Here is a 15321-nt window from a genome sequence, read left to right on the forward strand (position 1 = left end):
CCCGCCGGTGGTACGGGAAGGGGCGCCCCCGGGCGGGCCATGTGCCGCCCGGGGAGACAGAGATGGGGGGCGGGTCAGACCGTCGGTCGGCGTACCACGGCGACCTCGCGCGGCCCCAGGACCAGCCCGTCGTCGGCGGCCGTGCCGTACAGCACGTCGCCGGTGAACCCGGGCAGTGGCACCGTGTCGTCGGTCCGGTTCACCAGGAACAGGAACTTCTCCTCGGTGTTGCCGCGCACGGCCAGTTCGACGCGTCCGCGCGCTTCGACCGGGAGTTCGCTCGTCACGCCGGCCGGGTCGAGGAGACGCGGCAGCAGCGAGGTGAGCCCCGCGACGCCGAGGCGCGTGGAGACGTAGGACGCCGAACCGGCGGCCGTCGTCCGCCGGGTCACGGCCGGCCGTCCGGCCTGGTTGCCGGAGTCGTAGCGGGCGAGGACCTCGGTGCGCTCGTCGGCCAGGGTGATGCGGTCGGTCCACAGGGTGCCGGTCGAGCCGTCGTCCAGGGACACCGACTCCTCGGCGAGCAGCGGGCCGAACTCCTCGACACGGATGCCGAGCAGCTCGCGCAGGGCGCCGGGGTAGCCGCCGAGCCAGACGTGGTCGTTCTGGTCGACGACGCCGGAGAAGTAGGTCGTGACCAGGTGGCCGCCCTGCTCGGTGTAGCGGGTCAGCTCCTTGGCGAGCTCCGCCGGGACCACGTGCAGGACGGGCGCGATCAGCACGTCGTAGCGCGCGAAGTCGCTCCTGGTGGTGATCAGGTCGGCGCGCACACCGAGTGCGAGGAGCGCCGAGTACCAGTCCAGGCCCTCCTGGCGGTAGTCGAGCAGCGAGGTGGGGTGGGAGTCCTGCTCGCTCGCCCACCAGGAGTCCCAGTCGAAGACGATCCCGACCTTCGCGCTCTCCCGGGCCGAACCGGCCACCGGTGCCAGGGTCTTGAGGGTGGCGCCGAGCTCGGCCACCGCGCGGAACAGCTCACTGTCGGCCCCGGCGTGCGGGACCATCGCCGAGTGGTACTTCTCGGCGCCGGCCGCCGACTGGCGCCACTGGAAGTAGCACACGGCGTCGGCGCCGTGCGCCACGTGCAGCAGCGAGTCCCGGGCCAGCTCGCCCGGCCGCTTCGCCACGTTCACCGGCTGCCAGTTGACGGCGCTGGTGGAGTGTTCCATCAGGAACCAGGGCCGGCCGCCCGCGATGCCGCTGGTGAGGTTCGCGGAGAAGGACAGTTCATCGCGCGACTGCGGGCCGGGGAGGACGTAGTGGTCGTTGGAGACGAAGTCGATCTCCTCGGCCCAGTCCGCGTAGTCCATGCCCTTGGTCTCGCCCATCACCATGAAGTTGGTGGTGACCGGGACGTCCGGGGTGATGTCCTTGAGGAGGTCCCGCTCCGCGCGCAGGCAGTCCTTCAGGGCGTCGGAGGAGAAGCGCTTGAAGTCCAGCTGCTGGGTCGGGTTCGGGTGCGAGGCCGCCAGACGCGGGGGCAGGATCTGCTGCCAGTCGCTGTAGCGCTGTGACCAGAACGCCGTACCCCAGGCGTGGTTGAGGGCCTCCAGCGTGCCGTAGCGGGCCCGCAGCCAGTCACGGAAGGAGCGGGCCGCGTCGTCGGAGTAGTCGTAGATGTTGTGGCAGCCCAGCTCGTTGGAGACGTGCCAGGCGACCAGCGCGGGGTGGTCGGCGTAGCGGGTCGCCATCTCGCGGACCAGGCGCAGGGCGTGCTCGCGGAAGACGGGGGAGGTGGGCCGCCAGTGCTGGCGGGCGCCCGGCCACAGGGTCTCGCCGGTCGCGGTGACCGGCAGGATCTCCGGGTGGGCCGTGGTCAGCCACGGCGGCGGGGAGGCGGTGGCGGTCGCCAGGTCGACGCCTATGCCGCCGGCGTGCAGCAGGTCCATGACCTCGTCGAGCCAGCCGAAGTCCCACTCGTCCGGGCCGGGCTGCAGACGTGCCCACGAGAAGATCGCCACCGAGACGACGGTGACACCGGCCTCCTGCATCAGCCGGACGTCCTCCTCCCACACCTCCCGGGGCCACTGCTCGGGGTTGTAGTCGGCGCCGAAGGCGAGACGCGGGGTGGGGTCACCGTCCGCCCCGCGTCTGCGGGAGTGGAGGGTGGAGATCATGGCGGTCCTTCCGAAGGTGATGCGCGGGGCGGCGCGGCGAGGTGCCGCGCCGCCCGGCGTCCGAGCTGTGGTGCGGGCTACTTCTCGATGGTGAAGCCCTGCTCCTCGCCGTACTTGACCGACGCGTCCTGCCAGGCCTTCAGGCCGTCCGCCAGCGTGGCGTTGGAGACGTAGGCCTTGCCGACCGTGTCGTTGAAGATCGAGTTCGCGTACGCCTGGAACGGGAGGTAGGACCAGTCGCTCGCCACGTTCGCGGCGGACTCGGCGAAGATCTTGTTGGCTTCCTGGCCGCCGAAGTAGTCGAACTTCTTGCTCTGGAAGTCGGCCGACTCCAGTTCCGCCTTGGTGGCGGGGAAGGCGCCCTCGGAGACACGGGTGGCGACACCGTCACCGGAGTTGGCGTACTCGGTGAAGGCGTAGGCGAGTTCCTTGTTCTTGGCCAGCGCCGGGACCGTCAGCGAGGAGCCGCCGTTCTCCGCGCTCGCCTTGTCGCCCTTGGTCCAGGCGGGCATCGCCGCGGCACGCCACTGGCCCTTGGCGTTCGGGACGCCGGTGGAGAAGTTGGCGGGCATCCAGGCGCCGGTGGCCAGGGTGGCGATGGTGCCGTCGCCGAGGCCCTTGTACCAGTCGTCGGTCCAGCCGTTGACCGGGGCGAGTAGCTTCTCGTCGATCAGCTTCTGCCAGACCGTCTCGAACTTCTTGGCTCCGGCGTCGTCGAAGTTGATGCCGACCTTGGTGCCGTCGACCTTGTAGGGGCGCGAACCGGCCTGCCACAGCATGGAGGTGGTGAAGCCCGCGTCACCGGCGTCGTTGGCGATGTACGCCTTCGGGTCGGCCTTGTGGAGCTTGCGGGCCGCGTCCAGGTACTCGTCCCAGGTGGTCGGAACGGCGATCTTGTACTTGTCGAAGACCTTCTTGTTGTAGAACAGCGCCATCGGGCCCGAGTCCATCGGCAGGCCGTAGACCTTGTCGCCGTCGCTGACCGCGTTCCACGGACCGGGCGTGTACTTCGAGGCGAGCTTGTCGGCGCCGTAGGGGGCCAGGTCGGTCAGGCCCTTGGTCAGGGAGTACTGGCCGAGCGCGAAGTACTCGACCTGGGCGACGTCCGGGGCGCCCTTGCCGGCCGAGATCGCGTTGGACAGCGCGGTGTAGTGCTTGTCGCCGGAGCGCTCGCTGACCAGGTTGACCTTGACCTTCGGGTACTTCTTCTGGAAGTCGGCGGCCACGGTCTTCAAGGTGGGCTCCCAGGCCCAGACCGTGATGTCGCCGCCCTTGTCCAGGGCCGCCTTGATGTCCGCGGCGGAGACGGCCTTCGTGTCGGAGTCGTCGTCCGAGCCGCCGCATGCGGTGGCGCCCAGGGCGAGGGTGGAGACGAGGGCGATGCCGCGCAGGATGCGGCCGGTTGTTCTGCGCATGGAGGTGCTTCCACTTCTGCGTGGGTGGGACAGGTGAGGGTGGGGGTGGTGCCGGTGGTGCTCAATTGGGGGGCTTGGGGCGGGCGCCGGCCTCGTCACTCCTTGACGCTTCCGGCGGCGAGGCCGGACTGCCAGTACTTCTGGAGGAACAGGAAGGCGGCGATCAGGGGGATGATCGTGAGCAGGGAGCCCGTGATCACCAGGTTGAAGATGACGTCACCGCCGATGGTCTGCGCCTGGTTGCTCCAGGCGCTCAGACCCAGGGTCAGCGGGTACCAGTCCGGGTCCTTGAGCATGATCAGCGGGAGGAAGTAGTTGTTCCAGGTGGCGACCGTGGTGAACAGCAGCACGGTCACGATCCCCGGGGCCAGGAGCGGCAACGCGACCTGGAAGAAGGTCCGCACCTCGCTCGCCCCGTCCATCCGGGCCGCTTCCAGCAGCTCGGTCGGAATCGCCTCGGTGGCGAACACCCACATGAGATAGAGACCGAACGGCGACACCAGCGACGGGATGATCACCGCCCACGGGGTGTCGGTGAGCCCCATCTTGCTGAACATCAGGAAGGTCGGCACCGCGAGCGCCGTACCCGGCACGGCCACCGCGCCGATGACGACGGCGAAGATGGCGCGCTTGCCGGGGAAGTCGAACTTCGCCAGCGCATAGCCGCCCAGCACCGCCAGCAGGGTCGCGCCGCCGGCGCCGAGCACCACGTACAGCAGGGTGTTGAGCAGCCAGCGGCCGAAGATGCCGTCGTGGTAGGTGAAGGTGTCCCGGATGTTGTCCCACAGGGCGAAGTCGTGGGCGAACCACAGACCGTTGGAGTCGCCCAGACCGGCCTGGGTCTTGGTGGAGTTGATGACCAGCCAGATCAGCGGCACCACGGTGTAGAGGACCATCAGGGCCATCAGCACCGTCATCAGCACGCTGCGCCGCCGCTTGTCCGGGGCGGGTTTGCGCGGGGTCCGCAGCCGGGGAGGGCTGCTGGTCTTTGCGGGGGAGGCGGTGGTGACAGGGGTGCTCATCGGGTCACGCTCCCTTGCGCATGCCGCGCAGCTGCACGACGTAGGCGACCACCATCGTGAGCAGGCCCATGATGATGGCGACCGTCGCGGAGTAGTTGTGCTGCTGGCCGGCGAAGGACAGCGAGTACGTGTAGAAGTTCGGCGTGTAGTCGGTGGTGATGGCGTTGAGCGCCAGCGGACGCAGGATGCTCGGCTCGTTGAAGAGCTGGAAACTGCCGATGATCGAGAAGATCGTCGCGATGACGATCGCGCCCCGGATCGCGGGCAGCTTGATCGAGGCGATCACCCGCCACTGACCGGCACCGTCGATCTCGGCCGCCTCGTACAGGGAGCTCGGGATGACCCGCAGCGCCGAGTAGAAGATCAGCATGTTGTAGCCGACGAACTCCCACGTCACGATGTTGCCGATGGAGGCCAGCACCCAGTCGGGGGAGAGCAGGTCGGGCAGCGTGAGGCCGAACGTCTCGTTGATGTCGCCCACCAGGCCGTACTTGGTGCCGTACATGAAGCCCCACATCAGGGTGGCGACCACGGCGGGCACGGCGTACGGCAGGAAGATCGTGATCCGGAAGAAGCTCTTGCCGTAGAGCCGGCCGCTGTCCAGCGCCAGCGCCACCAGCAGGGCGATGCCCAGCATGATCGGCACCTGGATCGCCAGGAAGAGCCCCACCCGGCCGACGGCCGACCAGAACTGGTCGTCCTTGAGGGCCTGGGTGTAGTTGTCCAGGCCGACGAACTGGTTGCCGCCGATCAACTGGTTGCGGAAGAGACTCAGGTAGACCGAGTACGCGATGGGCGCGAGGAAGACGAGTGCGAAGACCGCCACGAACGGGCCGATGAACCCCCACCCCGTCCAGGAGCGTCGGTCCCGTTTTGCCGGAGGCGGTGCCGGACGCGGCGCGGCGGCGGCCGGCGGTTGCAGCGTTGTCATGATCGTTCCTCGCTCGTCCACTCATGGAACCCGCGCCCCGCAGATTTCCCCGTGTGGCGCGGACGAGATGTTTACGCAAACATCAAGCAGCAAAAAAAGTGACCCGAGCTGTTATGTTTACGTAAACATCCGATGGCGGCATGTCTACACGCCTCCGCTGACACAGGTCAAGGGTCTCCCTGGAGGATCGTGATCAAAGCGATGCAAGGAGAGGCAGGGGGTAGAAAATGGACGCGACGCACGACACGCCGACGCAGGCGGCCTCACCTGCGGTGACCGGCCGTCGGCGCGCACAGGGACCGGCCCGACCCTCGGTCTCGATGGCGGACGTGGCACAGCTGGCCGGGGTGTCCTCGCAGACCGTCTCGCGCGTGTCCAACGGTTACGCGGGTGTCAACGAGGAGACGCGCCGCCAGGTCCTCGCCGCCATGCGGGAGCTGGGCTACCGCCCCAACAGCGCCGCCCGCGCCCTGAAGCGCGGCGAGTTCCGCACCCTGGGCGTCATCACCTTCACTCTCTCCACGACCGGCAACGTCCGCACCCTGGAGGCGATCGCCACCGCTGCGGCGGCCGAGGGATACGCGGTGACCCTGCTGCCGGTCGCCGTCCCCACCCAGGACGAGGTGCGCGGCGCCTTCTCCCGACTGGGGGAACTCGCCGTCGACGCGGTGATCGTCATCATGGAGGTGCACCTCCTGGACGCTGCCACCATCAATATGCCGCCCCGCGTCCAGGTGGTCGTCGCCGACTCCGACGCGGGGGAGCGGTACACGGTCGTCGACACCGACCAGGTCGGCGGCACGCGCGCGGCCGTCCAGCATCTGCTCGGGCTCGGCCACGATACGGTCTGGCACCTCGCGGGCCCCGAGGGCTCCTACGCCGCCCAGCGCCGTACCGACGCCTGGCAGGCCACGCTCACCGACGCGGGCCGGCGGATACCGCCCCTGGTGCGGGGCGACTGGTCGGCGGAGTCTGGCTACCGGGCGGGCCTGGAGCTGGCCGCGCACGACGACTGCACGGCCGTCTTCACGGCCAACGACCAGATGGCCCTGGGTCTGCTGCGCGCCTTGCATGAACGCGGCCGGCGCGTCCCCGAGGACGTCAGCGTCATCGGCTTCGACGACATCGCCGAGGCGTCGTCCTTCCTGCCGCCCCTCACGACGGTCCATCAGGACTTCGCTGAGGTCGGCCGCCTCTGCGTCCAGGCGGTCCTGCGGAAGATGCGCCACGACGACGCGACGCACGGCACGTCGCTTGTGCCGACGCGTCTGATAGTGCGGGAGAGCACGGCGCCCCCCGCGGTGCGCTGAGCCGGCGGCCGGAGAGTGCCGCTCGCTGCCGTTGCAGGTACTGCAAGCGCTGCAGGCATCGCAGGCGTGCCGTGCCGTCGTCCTGGCAGGGACCACACGGCGGAGCCGCAGTCTCCGTCCGGGCGCCTGGTTCATTGGGCCGTTCCGGATCGCCGCGTCCGCACTCCGGGGCCGGTAGCACTCCGCCGACGGAACCTCTCGCCGAGGACGGCCCGGGTGCCGCGGGCCCGGCGGCGTTCGGCCGGGCCCACGCGGGGTCAGCTCTTCTTCTGACCGTCCCGCAGTGCCTGGTCGGTCATGTCGGTCACCTGCTTGGCCGGGGGAGCCTCGGCCTCGACCTCGGTGCCGAAGTCGGAGTACTCCATCAGCGTGCTGAGCTTCACCTGTTGGGGTGTGGAGCTCGCGTCCGGCTTGGCGGAGGCCGGTGCCTTGACGGTCATGTCGATCTGCTGGCGTCGAATGCGGCCCTGGTCGTCGAGCCAGATCTGCATGGGCAGCGTCGGGCCGATCTGCTCGCGCAGCTGCGAGCCGCCGGGCAGCTGCGACACGTCGACCGAGACCTTGTACCGGTCGGTGTCGGCGCCGTCGATCTTCTCCGTGCCGACCTTGGAGACGTCGTCGTCGGTGATCGCCTTGGCGTAGGCGGCGGACTGGGCCGGATCGCCGATCTGTGCGGGGTCCGAACCCTGCTGTTCCGCGACCTTCTTCAGGTCGATCTTCAGCCAGGGCTTGCCGCCGGACTTCTCCCGGTCAGGGGCTTCCTGATAGAGCACCTGGTCGACCACTCGCTGTTCGATGGTCTGGCCCTCGGCGGTGACGGTCATGGTGCTGTCGCCGTCCGCGAGGTCGATGGCCCCGCGGCCGGCGGACGTGATCGACCGGCCGTCCGCCGAGGCCTTCACCTTGACGGTCATCTTCGCCGTCTCGGCCTCGGCGGTCTTGTCGTAGGCGCTGCGCACGGCAGCCGTGCCCTGCTCCTGCGCGCCATCACTCGCGCTCGCCGTCGCCGCGGGCCTGTCGTCCTTCGCATCGCTGTCCCCACAGGCCGTCAGGACGACGCTCCCCATGATGACGGCCGTTCCCAGCGCGGACGCCTTCACTCCTCTGCTCCGCATGAATGCCCTCTCTCCTCACGTTGGCCGACTTCCTCCGACGTGCTGTCGGCTTGCGACGTGAGTGCCCCTGAGCTGGCCCAATACGCCCAAGGGGAAGGGGTGTTGGCCGGTTCGCGGTGCTTCTGGCCCGCCCTTTGGACATTGTTCCGCGTGCATGGAGTGCGAGGGTGGGCACCTGATATTCCGGGGTCTCTTCGGAGAAGGAAACGGAACGTGGAGATCCGGGTATTCGCGGCAGCGTGGCGGCGAGCGATTCCCCTGATCCTTACGTCTCGCCCAGCAGCATCCGGACCGACTTCCACGCCGTCCCCGCGACGGCCCGTAGCGCCTCGGTCGTCGCGCCGTCCCGGGCCCGGTGCGACATGCCCTGAACGACCACCCCGGTGAACTCGGCGACCGCGCGGGCGTCGGTGTGGGCCGGGAGGGTTCCCGCGTCGATGTCGGCCCTGATGTGCTCCTCCAGCCGGTCGATGTTGGCGTTGCGGAGATTGCGGAGGCGGTCGGCGACTTCCTGGGCGGCGTCGGAGACGCGGGTGGCGGAGCCGATGATCAGACAGCCGCCGGGTCCGTCGGCGAGGGTGTAGGTCTCGGCCGCCTCGTACAGCAGGCGCCGGATCAGGGCGGGGGAGTGGCCCTCCTCGTCGAAGGCGCGCTGCATGAAGCTGCCTCTGCCGTTGTTGTAGTACTCGACGGCGGCGAAGAAGAGGCCCTCCTTGCTGCCGAACGCCGCATACAGGCTGGGGGGGTTGATCCCCATCTCCCGGGTGAGGGTGGCGACGGAGGCGCCGTCGTAACCATGCCGCCAGAAGGCGAGCATGGCCTTCTCCAAGGCGCCGTCGAGATCGAACTTACGGCCCTGGCCGCGTACGCCTGCCATCAGGTGCTCCCACGTCGTCGGTGAGCGTGCTCTCTCGCGGGCGCGGGCCGAAGTGCGGCTTCACGCCGGTGTGATCCATTATTCATGTAGCGATCGATAAACGAATGATAGTCTCGCCGAGCCGGTGGGGGAACCGGTACGCCGAACAGGCGTGGTTCCTCGCCGCACCCTTCATGCGCAGCGAGGAGCGGCGACAAGGTGGTCGCCGTCCACGACGCACCATGCCTGCACAGCGTGAGGACTCCACATGCACAACAGTGCGTCTTACACCGATGGCCTGACCCGCCGTCACTCCGCCTCCCCGACCTGGACCGTGGAGGCCGTCAAACAGGTCCGGTACCACGTCGTCGAGGCGTCCGGCCTGTTCGACACCGACAGCACCCTGCTGTTAACGGGTTGCGCGGACGCAGCGCTGCGACCCGGCGACCGGCGTCTCGTCCTGATCGACTCCACCGTTCAGGAACTCCACGGGGAGCGCATCACCCGCTACTTCGACCATCACGGCATCGCGGTCACTCTCCTGCCCGTACGCGCGGACGAGAGTGTCAAGCGGTGGAGCCTGGTGACGGACGTGGTCGACGCGATGAACGACTTCGGCATCGACCGCAGGCGCGAACCGGTGATCGCCATCGGCGGCGGCGTCCTCCTCGACGTCGTCGGACTCGCCGCCAGCCTGTACCGGCGCGGCACCCCCTACATACGGATACCCACCACCCTGGTGGGCCTGGTCGACGCCGGGGTCGGCGTGAAGACCGGGGTCAACTACGGGCAGGGCAAGAACCGGCTCGGTACCTACGCACCGGCCGTGGCGACCTTCGTGGACCGCTCCTTCCTGAGCACCCTCGACGCACGTCACCTTTCCAACGGGCTGGCGGAGATCCTCAAGGTGGCACTCATCAAGTCGGCGGAACTCTTCGATCTCCTCGAGGACTTCGGGCCGCTGCTGATCGAGGACCGCTTCCAGGGCAGCACTCCCGCCCTGGAGACGGCGGCCCGCCGGGTCGTCTCCGAGGCCATCCACCTGATGCTGGAAGAACTCCAGCCCAATCTGTGGGAACAGTGCCTGGAACGATGCGTCGACTACGGGCACACCTTCAGCCCCACCATCGAGATGGAGGCGCTGCCGGAGCTGCTGCACGGTGAGGCGGTCGCCGTCGACATGGCGCTCACCACCGTGATGGGGCGGATGCGCGGCGATGTCACCGAGCACCAGTCCCAGCGCGTACTGGCGTTGATGGACCGGCTGCGACTCCCGCTGTGGACCGAGGTCCTGGCCCGTCCGGGAATCCTGGACGGCGCACTCGCCGATACGGTGCGCCATCGCGACGGACAGCAGCGGCTGCCGCTTCCGGTCGGCATCGGTCACCACCGATTCGTCAACGACGTCACCCCCGAGGAACTGGACACCGCGCTCAAGGAACTCGACACCGCACGACAGCGAGCGGGGCAGAACTTCGCATCCGAGGCCGGACTCGTCGGGGCCGGTGAGGCAGCGTGAAGTGGGAGAGCCTCTACATCGAGGGCTTCGGCTCCTATCTGCCCGAGGAACGTGAGTTCGCCGCCGAGATGGTGGCCGCGGGACGGTACAGCCAGGTCGAACACCGCAAGACCGGACAGGTGTCGGCCGCCGTGGCCCGCCCCGAACGCGGCGAGAGCGCCCCCGAGATGGCGGCGGCCGCCGGACACGCCGCGCTCGCGGACGCCGGGACCGACCCCGCCGACATCGATGTCCTGGTCCATGCGGTGGTGCTGCACAACGGCCTGGAGGGCTGGAACTGCGGCGCCTATCTGCAGAGCGAGCTCGGCATAGAGGAATGCATACCGATCGAGATACGCACCGCCTGCGCGGGCGCCGTCGTCGGCATGGAGCTCGTCGGACGCTGGTGCGCGGGCTCCGGCAAGGGCATGGTCACCGCCTCCGACGCCTGGCAGCTGCCGCTCTTCGACCGCTGGGCCTCCGACAGCGGACTGGTCTACGGCGACGGCGCGGGCGCCCTGGTCCTCGGCCACGACGGCGGCCCCTTCCGGATCCTGTCCACCTCCGTGGTCAGCGACCCGCTGCTCGAGCGGATGCACCGCGGCAACGATTCGATGGCGATGCCCTACTACGGCTCCGGAGCCCCCATCGACCTGCGCCAGCGGGTCGCCGCATTCGCCGAGACCCGCAGCACCGAGGAGTTCTGGACCCGCAACACCGCCGCCCTGTCACGCTGCGCCGAGACCGCACTCGCCGACGCCGACACCGCCCACTCCGACATCGCCCACTGGCTGGTGCCGAACTTCGGCCGGATCCTGCTGCGCAAACAGTGCTTCGGCCCGCTGAAGATCGACGCCGGCCAGACGCTGGCCGAGCGCGGCTGGGAGATCGGGCACACCGGCGCCGCCGACCCGGTCGTAGGCCTCGACCTGCTGCGCCGCTCCGGTGCCCTCAACCCGGGCGACCGGCTGCTGCTCACCGGCATAGGCGTCGGATTCACCTGGGGCTGCGCCGTCCTGGAGTACACCGGCGCGCCCGCACCCACCACCGACACGAACGAGAAGAAGGGGAGCGTCCGTTGACCGCCACCACCAGCACCGAGACGCCAACGCCCGTACCAGCGAAGGGCACCAACGCCGCCGTCCTGTGGATGCTGCTCGCCGTCTTCGGCGTCGGCACCGTCGAGTACCTCGTGGCCGGCGTCCTCCCGGACATCGCGGGCGACGTCAACGTGTCCGACGCCACCGCCGGACTCCTGGTGACCGTCTACGCGGTCACCGTGATGATCGGTGGTCCGCTGCTCACCATCGTCACCACCCGCGTGCCGCGCACCGCCCTGATCATCGGCTCCATGGCGGTCTTCGTCATCGGCACCCTGGGTACGGCACTGGCGAACAGTTTCGCGCTCCTGGTCGTCTTCCGGATCATCACCGCCCTGCCGCACGCCACCTTCTTCGCCCTGTGCCTGGTCCTCGCCACGTCTCTGGTGCCGCCGGAGTTCCAGGGCCGAGTGATCGCCCGGGTCTCCCTCGGCCTGAACCTGGCCACCGTGCTCGGCGTACCGCTCGGCACCCTGATCGGCGGCGAGTTCGGCTGGCGGACCTCCTTCGTGGTGGTCGCGGTCTTCCAGACCCTGGTCACCGTGGGCCTGGTGGCCGTCACCCGGCGCGCCCCCGCCCGCCCGGCCGGATCGATCTCCGCCGAACTCACCGTCTTCACCCGCCCCGCGGTGTGGGCCGCGCTCACCCTGACCGCGCTCAGCCAGGCCGCCCTGTTCGTCGTCTTCACCTACATCGCGCCCTACCTCCGCGACTACACCGGCTTCTCGTCCGGCCACGTCACGCTGCTTCTCTTCGTCTTCGGCATCGGCTCGGTGGTCGGCAACCAGCTCGGCGGACACTTCGCCGACCGCTCCATCGACCGCACCCTGCTCGTCGCGCTCGGCGCTCTCACCGTCGCCCTCGGCCTGCTGGCGCTCTTCGGCTCGAGCACCTGGTTCACCGCACCCTGGCTCTTCGTCCTCGGCGCCGCGGGCTTCTCGATCATCCCGCCGCTGGCCTCCAAACTGATCAGCGCGGCGAGTGAGGCCCCCAACCTCGCGGCCACCGTCAACATCGCGGGCTTCCAGCTCGCCAACGCCGCCGGCGCCTGGATCGGCTCGGCCACCCTCTCGCTGGGCGCCTCGCTGGCCGCGCTGCCCGCGGTCGGCGCCGGTCTCGCCCTGGCAGCCGTCCTCGCCCTCGTCCTGGGCACCCGCCGCACCCTGGCAGCAGGTGAGGGCCGTTGATGCGGGCCGCCGTCATCGACAAACCGCACACCGCGACCCTGGTGGAGACCGCCCGCCCGGCCGCCGGACCCGGCGAGGTCCTGGTCAGGATCGCCTACGTCGGCCTGTGCGGCAGTGACCTGGAGCTCCTGCACGGAACCTCCCCCTACCTCGCCGACGGACGCGCCACCTTCCCGCACCGGTTCGGCCACGAATGGGCAGGCACCGTCGAGGAGTTCGGCCCCGGCGTCACCGGACTGCGCCACGGCGAGGTGGTCACCGGCTCCACCATGATCCCCTGCCAGTCCTGCCGCTCCTGCGCCGCCGGCCACCGCAACCTGTGCACCGAGCTGCGCGAAGTCGGCCTGTACGGCTGGACCGGAGCCGCCGCCGAGTTCCTGGTCATGCCCCGCCACGCCCTGGTTCCCTTCGGCCCCGGCACGGAGCACCCGCGCCCGGAACACGTCCTGGTCGAACCCCTGGTCACCGTCCTGGAGGCGGTCCACGCGGCCGACCCGCGGCCCGGGGACCAGATCCTGGTCATCGGCGCGGGCACCATGGGCAGCCTCGCCGCCGCCGTCCTCGCCCGGTACCCGGTGACCGTCGACATCGCCGAACCCGGCACCGTCGGCCACCTTCCGGCCGGCAGCTACCGCGACCGGGTCACCCGCACCGACGACGCCCCCACCGGCTACGACCTCGTCCTGGAGTGCTCGGGCGCCCCCGGCACCCTCAACGCCGCGCTTGACCGGCTGCGCCCCGGCGGCCTGTGCCTGCTGGTCGGCGTCCCCGCACAGGCCGAGACCGTCGACGCCGCCCGGATCACCCTGGACGGCCTGCGCATCGCCGGAGTCCGGCACGGCGTCGACCATTACGCCCGCGCCGTCGCACTCGTCGACGAACTCGCCGCCGGTCTCGTCGACCAGGTGATACCGCTCGCCGAGGTCGCCCGCGCCTTCGACGTGCTCCAGCACGGCCGGAACCGGCCCAAGGTGGTGCTGAGCGTTGCCTGACCTCCACACCACACTGATCACCGGCGCCAGCAGCGGCATCGGCCGGGCCACCGCCCGGGCACTTGCCGGCCCGGGCCACCGGCTGCTTCTCGGTTACGCCACCGGCGAGGACCGGATCCGCCAGGTCGCCGAGGAACTGCGGCGCACCACCGGCGCCGAATGCGTCCCGGTCCGGGCCGATCTGCGCGACCCGGAGGCCGCGGTCGACAGCTGCATGGCCGCCGTCGAGCGGGCCGGACGTATCGACTGCCTGGTCAACAACGCCGGCATCAACGACCGCAGCGCCGCCGACGCCCTGGAACTGAAGCGGGCCGACGAGGTGTTCGCGATCAACGCCCTTGCTCCCATGACGCTCGCCTCCGCGGTGGGCCACCACATGATCCGTGGCCGCGTCCGGGGCAGCATCGTCAATGTCACCTCCGTCCACGAGACCGTCCCCATCACCGGCGGCGCGCTCTACTGCGCCAGCAAGGCCGCCCTGGGCATGATCACCAAGGTTCTCGCCCTGGAGTTCGGCCAGTACGGCATCAGGGTCAACTCCGTTGCCCCCGGTGAGACCGCCACCGCCATGAACGGCGTCCACGACGAGGCCACCTACCGGTCGATCTCCCGCCCCGACATCCCGCTCGGCCGCCCGGCCGGAGCCGAGGAGATCGCCTCGCTCATCGCCTATCTCGCCGGACCCCACTCCGGCTACCTCACCGGCACCTCGGTCCTCGCCGACGGCGGACTCGCCCTGACCGCGGCGGAGGCCAACGCCCGCCACGCCTTCACCACCGTCGCTCCGAAGGAGAACTCGCCGGCATGAAAGCCATCACCTTCCACCGCACCGGCGAGCCCGACGTCCTGGCCTTCGACGAGGTACCCGAACTGCCCGTCGGACCGCAGGACATCCGTGTCACCGTCACCGCGGCCGCCGTGAACCCGGTCGACCTCAAGACCCGCTCCGGCTTCCTCACCCTGAACCTCACCTACCCGTCCGTACCCGGCTGGGACGTCTCCGGCGTCGTCACCGAGACCGGCAGCGAGGTCACCCGGTTCACCGTGGGCAAGCAGGTCATCGGCATGATCGCCCAGCCGGCCCACCGCTACGGCACCTATGCCGAACACGTCACCGCCGACGCACGCCTGTTCGCCCACGCCCCGGCCGGCCTGCCGCCGCAGGAGGCCGCAGCGCTCCCGCTCGCCGGACTGACCGCCGTCCAGACCCTGGCCAAGCTCACGCTGCCGGCCGGCGCACCCGTACTCGTCACCGGCGCCGCCGGCGCGGTCGGCCGGATCGCCGTCCAGCTGTTGCTCGCCGACGGACACCCGGTCGACGCCCTGGCCCGGACCGGCGACATCGAGTCCCTGCGAGGCCTCGGCGTAGGCACTGTGCACACCCGGACCGTGGATCTCCCCGACGCCACCCACACGGCTGTCGTCGACACCGCGGGCGTGGCCGCCGCGATCCGCGCGGTCGCCGACGGAGGCCAGTTCGTCGCCATCGACGACAACCCCCAGCCCGCCCCCGAGCGGGGCATCACTCCGGGCAAGAGCTACGTCGACGAGAACGGCGACCAGCTCCAGACCCTGAGCGATCTGGTCGCCGCCGGCCGTCTCACGGTGCCGGCCGGCCGCCGCTACCCGCTCGCCGACGCCGCCCGCGCCCACCACGACTTCAGTGCGGGCGGCCTGCGCGGCAAGGTCCTGCTCCTGCCGTGACCCACCCGCACCCGAGGCCGGTCGTCGTCCGGGGCCCGGCCACGGCCACCGGCAGACGCTTACCCCCGGCCCCGACC

Annotated in this window: 13 protein-coding genes; 7 read left to right on the forward strand and 6 right to left on the reverse strand. The window is 70.0% G+C overall.

The genetic code is table 11. The features are described 5' to 3' along the window. Window positions 1–74 precede the first annotated feature (74 nt). The 4 genes from QF037_RS43875 to QF037_RS43890 form a co-directional block, all read right to left on the reverse strand. A complete protein-coding gene (locus tag QF037_RS43875) occupies window positions 75–2114 on the reverse strand; it encodes a beta-galactosidase (protein ID WP_307035255.1) in 2040 nt (679 codons plus the stop codon). 77 nt (window positions 2115–2191) lie between these two features. Then, complete coding sequence (locus QF037_RS43880; protein ID WP_307035257.1) at window positions 2192–3529, reverse strand: ABC transporter substrate-binding protein; 1338 nt, start codon at window positions 3527–3529, stop codon at window positions 2192–2194. 95 nt (window positions 3530–3624) lie between these two features. Continuing rightward, a complete protein-coding gene (locus tag QF037_RS43885; protein WP_307035259.1) occupies window positions 3625–4551 on the reverse strand; it encodes a carbohydrate ABC transporter permease in 927 nt (308 codons plus the stop codon). Between the two features lie 4 nt (window positions 4552–4555). After that, on the reverse strand, window positions 4556–5482 hold the full coding sequence (locus tag QF037_RS43890; RefSeq protein WP_307035261.1) for a carbohydrate ABC transporter permease: 927 nt from the start codon (window positions 5480–5482) through the stop codon (window positions 4556–4558). Between the two features lie 227 nt (window positions 5483–5709). On the opposite strand from QF037_RS43890, the gene QF037_RS43895 reads away from it, so the two are divergent. Then, window positions 5710–6792 (forward strand): LacI family DNA-binding transcriptional regulator, encoded by a 1083-nt coding sequence (locus tag QF037_RS43895; protein ID WP_373463888.1) that lies wholly within the window; start codon window positions 5710–5712, stop codon window positions 6790–6792. A gap of 257 nt (window positions 6793–7049) precedes the next feature. On the opposite strand, the gene QF037_RS43900 is transcribed toward QF037_RS43895, so the two are convergent. Then, window positions 7050–7907 (reverse strand): hypothetical protein, encoded by an 858-nt coding sequence (locus QF037_RS43900; protein WP_307035263.1) that lies wholly within the window; start codon window positions 7905–7907, stop codon window positions 7050–7052. A 265-nt stretch (window positions 7908–8172) separates the two neighbouring features. Then, window positions 8173–8784 carry a TetR/AcrR family transcriptional regulator gene (locus tag QF037_RS43905; RefSeq protein ID WP_307035265.1) on the reverse strand — a complete coding sequence of 204 codons (612 nt, stop codon included), beginning with the start codon at window positions 8782–8784 and terminating at the stop codon, window positions 8173–8175. 247 nt (window positions 8785–9031) lie between these two features. Here QF037_RS43905 and QF037_RS43910 point away from each other — a divergent pair, with 247 nt between their 5' ends. From QF037_RS43910 to QF037_RS43935, 6 genes are read left to right on the forward strand one after another with little or no spacing between them, the layout of a single operon-like run. Then, window positions 9032–10282, forward strand: coding sequence for a sedoheptulose 7-phosphate cyclase (locus QF037_RS43910; RefSeq protein ID WP_307035268.1), 1251 nt, complete (start codon window positions 9032–9034; stop codon window positions 10280–10282). Next, window positions 10279–11343: a 3-oxoacyl-ACP synthase III family protein gene (locus tag QF037_RS43915; protein ID WP_307035270.1), complete on the forward strand. Its 1065-nt coding sequence runs from the start codon at window positions 10279–10281 to the stop codon at window positions 11341–11343. The genes QF037_RS43910 and QF037_RS43915 overlap by 4 nt, the downstream gene beginning before the upstream one ends. Beyond that, entirely contained in the window at window positions 11340–12548 is a 1209-nt protein-coding gene (locus tag QF037_RS43920; RefSeq protein WP_307035272.1) for an MFS transporter, read from the forward strand. The genes QF037_RS43915 and QF037_RS43920 overlap by 4 nt, the downstream gene beginning before the upstream one ends. Then, window positions 12548–13540 (forward strand): zinc-dependent alcohol dehydrogenase, encoded by a 993-nt coding sequence (locus tag QF037_RS43925; protein ID WP_307035273.1) that lies wholly within the window; start codon window positions 12548–12550, stop codon window positions 13538–13540. The genes QF037_RS43920 and QF037_RS43925 overlap by 1 nt, the downstream gene beginning before the upstream one ends. Beyond that, window positions 13533–14348 carry an SDR family oxidoreductase gene (locus tag QF037_RS43930; protein WP_307035275.1) on the forward strand — a complete coding sequence of 272 codons (816 nt, stop codon included), beginning with the start codon at window positions 13533–13535 and terminating at the stop codon, window positions 14346–14348. The genes QF037_RS43925 and QF037_RS43930 overlap by 8 nt, the downstream gene beginning before the upstream one ends. Next, window positions 14345–15244, forward strand: coding sequence for an NADP-dependent oxidoreductase (locus QF037_RS43935; RefSeq protein WP_307035277.1), 900 nt, complete (start codon window positions 14345–14347; stop codon window positions 15242–15244). Before QF037_RS43930 ends, QF037_RS43935 begins: the two co-directional genes overlap by 4 nt. The last annotated feature ends 77 nt before the right edge of the window (window positions 15245–15321 follow it).

It is taken from the genome of Streptomyces canus (genome assembly GCF_030815415.1).
Classification (GTDB): Bacteria; Actinomycetota; Actinomycetes; order Streptomycetales; family Streptomycetaceae; genus Streptomyces; species Streptomyces canus_F.

Bases quoted from the DNA above. Each gene is read 5' to 3' on its own strand.
- QF037_RS43910 (WP_307035268.1), top strand. From the start codon at position 9,032: ATGCACAACAGTGCGTCTTACACCGATGGCCTGACCCGCCGTCACTCC.
- QF037_RS43895 (WP_373463888.1), top strand. From the start codon at position 5,710: ATGGACGCGACGCACGACACGCCGACGCAGGCGGCCTCACCTGCGGTG.
- QF037_RS43900 (WP_307035263.1), bottom strand. From the start codon at position 7,907: ATGCGGAGCAGAGGAGTGAAGGCGTCCGCGCTGGGAACGGCCGTCATC.
- QF037_RS43905 (WP_307035265.1), bottom strand. From the start codon at position 8,784: ATGGCAGGCGTACGCGGCCAGGGCCGTAAGTTCGATCTCGACGGCGCC.
- QF037_RS43880 (WP_307035257.1), bottom strand. From the start codon at position 3,529: ATGCGCAGAACAACCGGCCGCATCCTGCGCGGCATCGCCCTCGTCTCC.
- QF037_RS43885 (WP_307035259.1), bottom strand. From the start codon at position 4,551: ATGAGCACCCCTGTCACCACCGCCTCCCCCGCAAAGACCAGCAGCCCT.
- QF037_RS43875 (WP_307035255.1), bottom strand. From the start codon at position 2,114: ATGATCTCCACCCTCCACTCCCGCAGACGCGGGGCGGACGGTGACCCC.
- QF037_RS43925 (WP_307035273.1), top strand. From the start codon at position 12,548: ATGCGGGCCGCCGTCATCGACAAACCGCACACCGCGACCCTGGTGGAG.
- QF037_RS43890 (WP_307035261.1), bottom strand. From the start codon at position 5,482: ATGACAACGCTGCAACCGCCGGCCGCCGCCGCGCCGCGTCCGGCACCG.
- QF037_RS43935 (WP_307035277.1), top strand. From the start codon at position 14,345: ATGAAAGCCATCACCTTCCACCGCACCGGCGAGCCCGACGTCCTGGCC.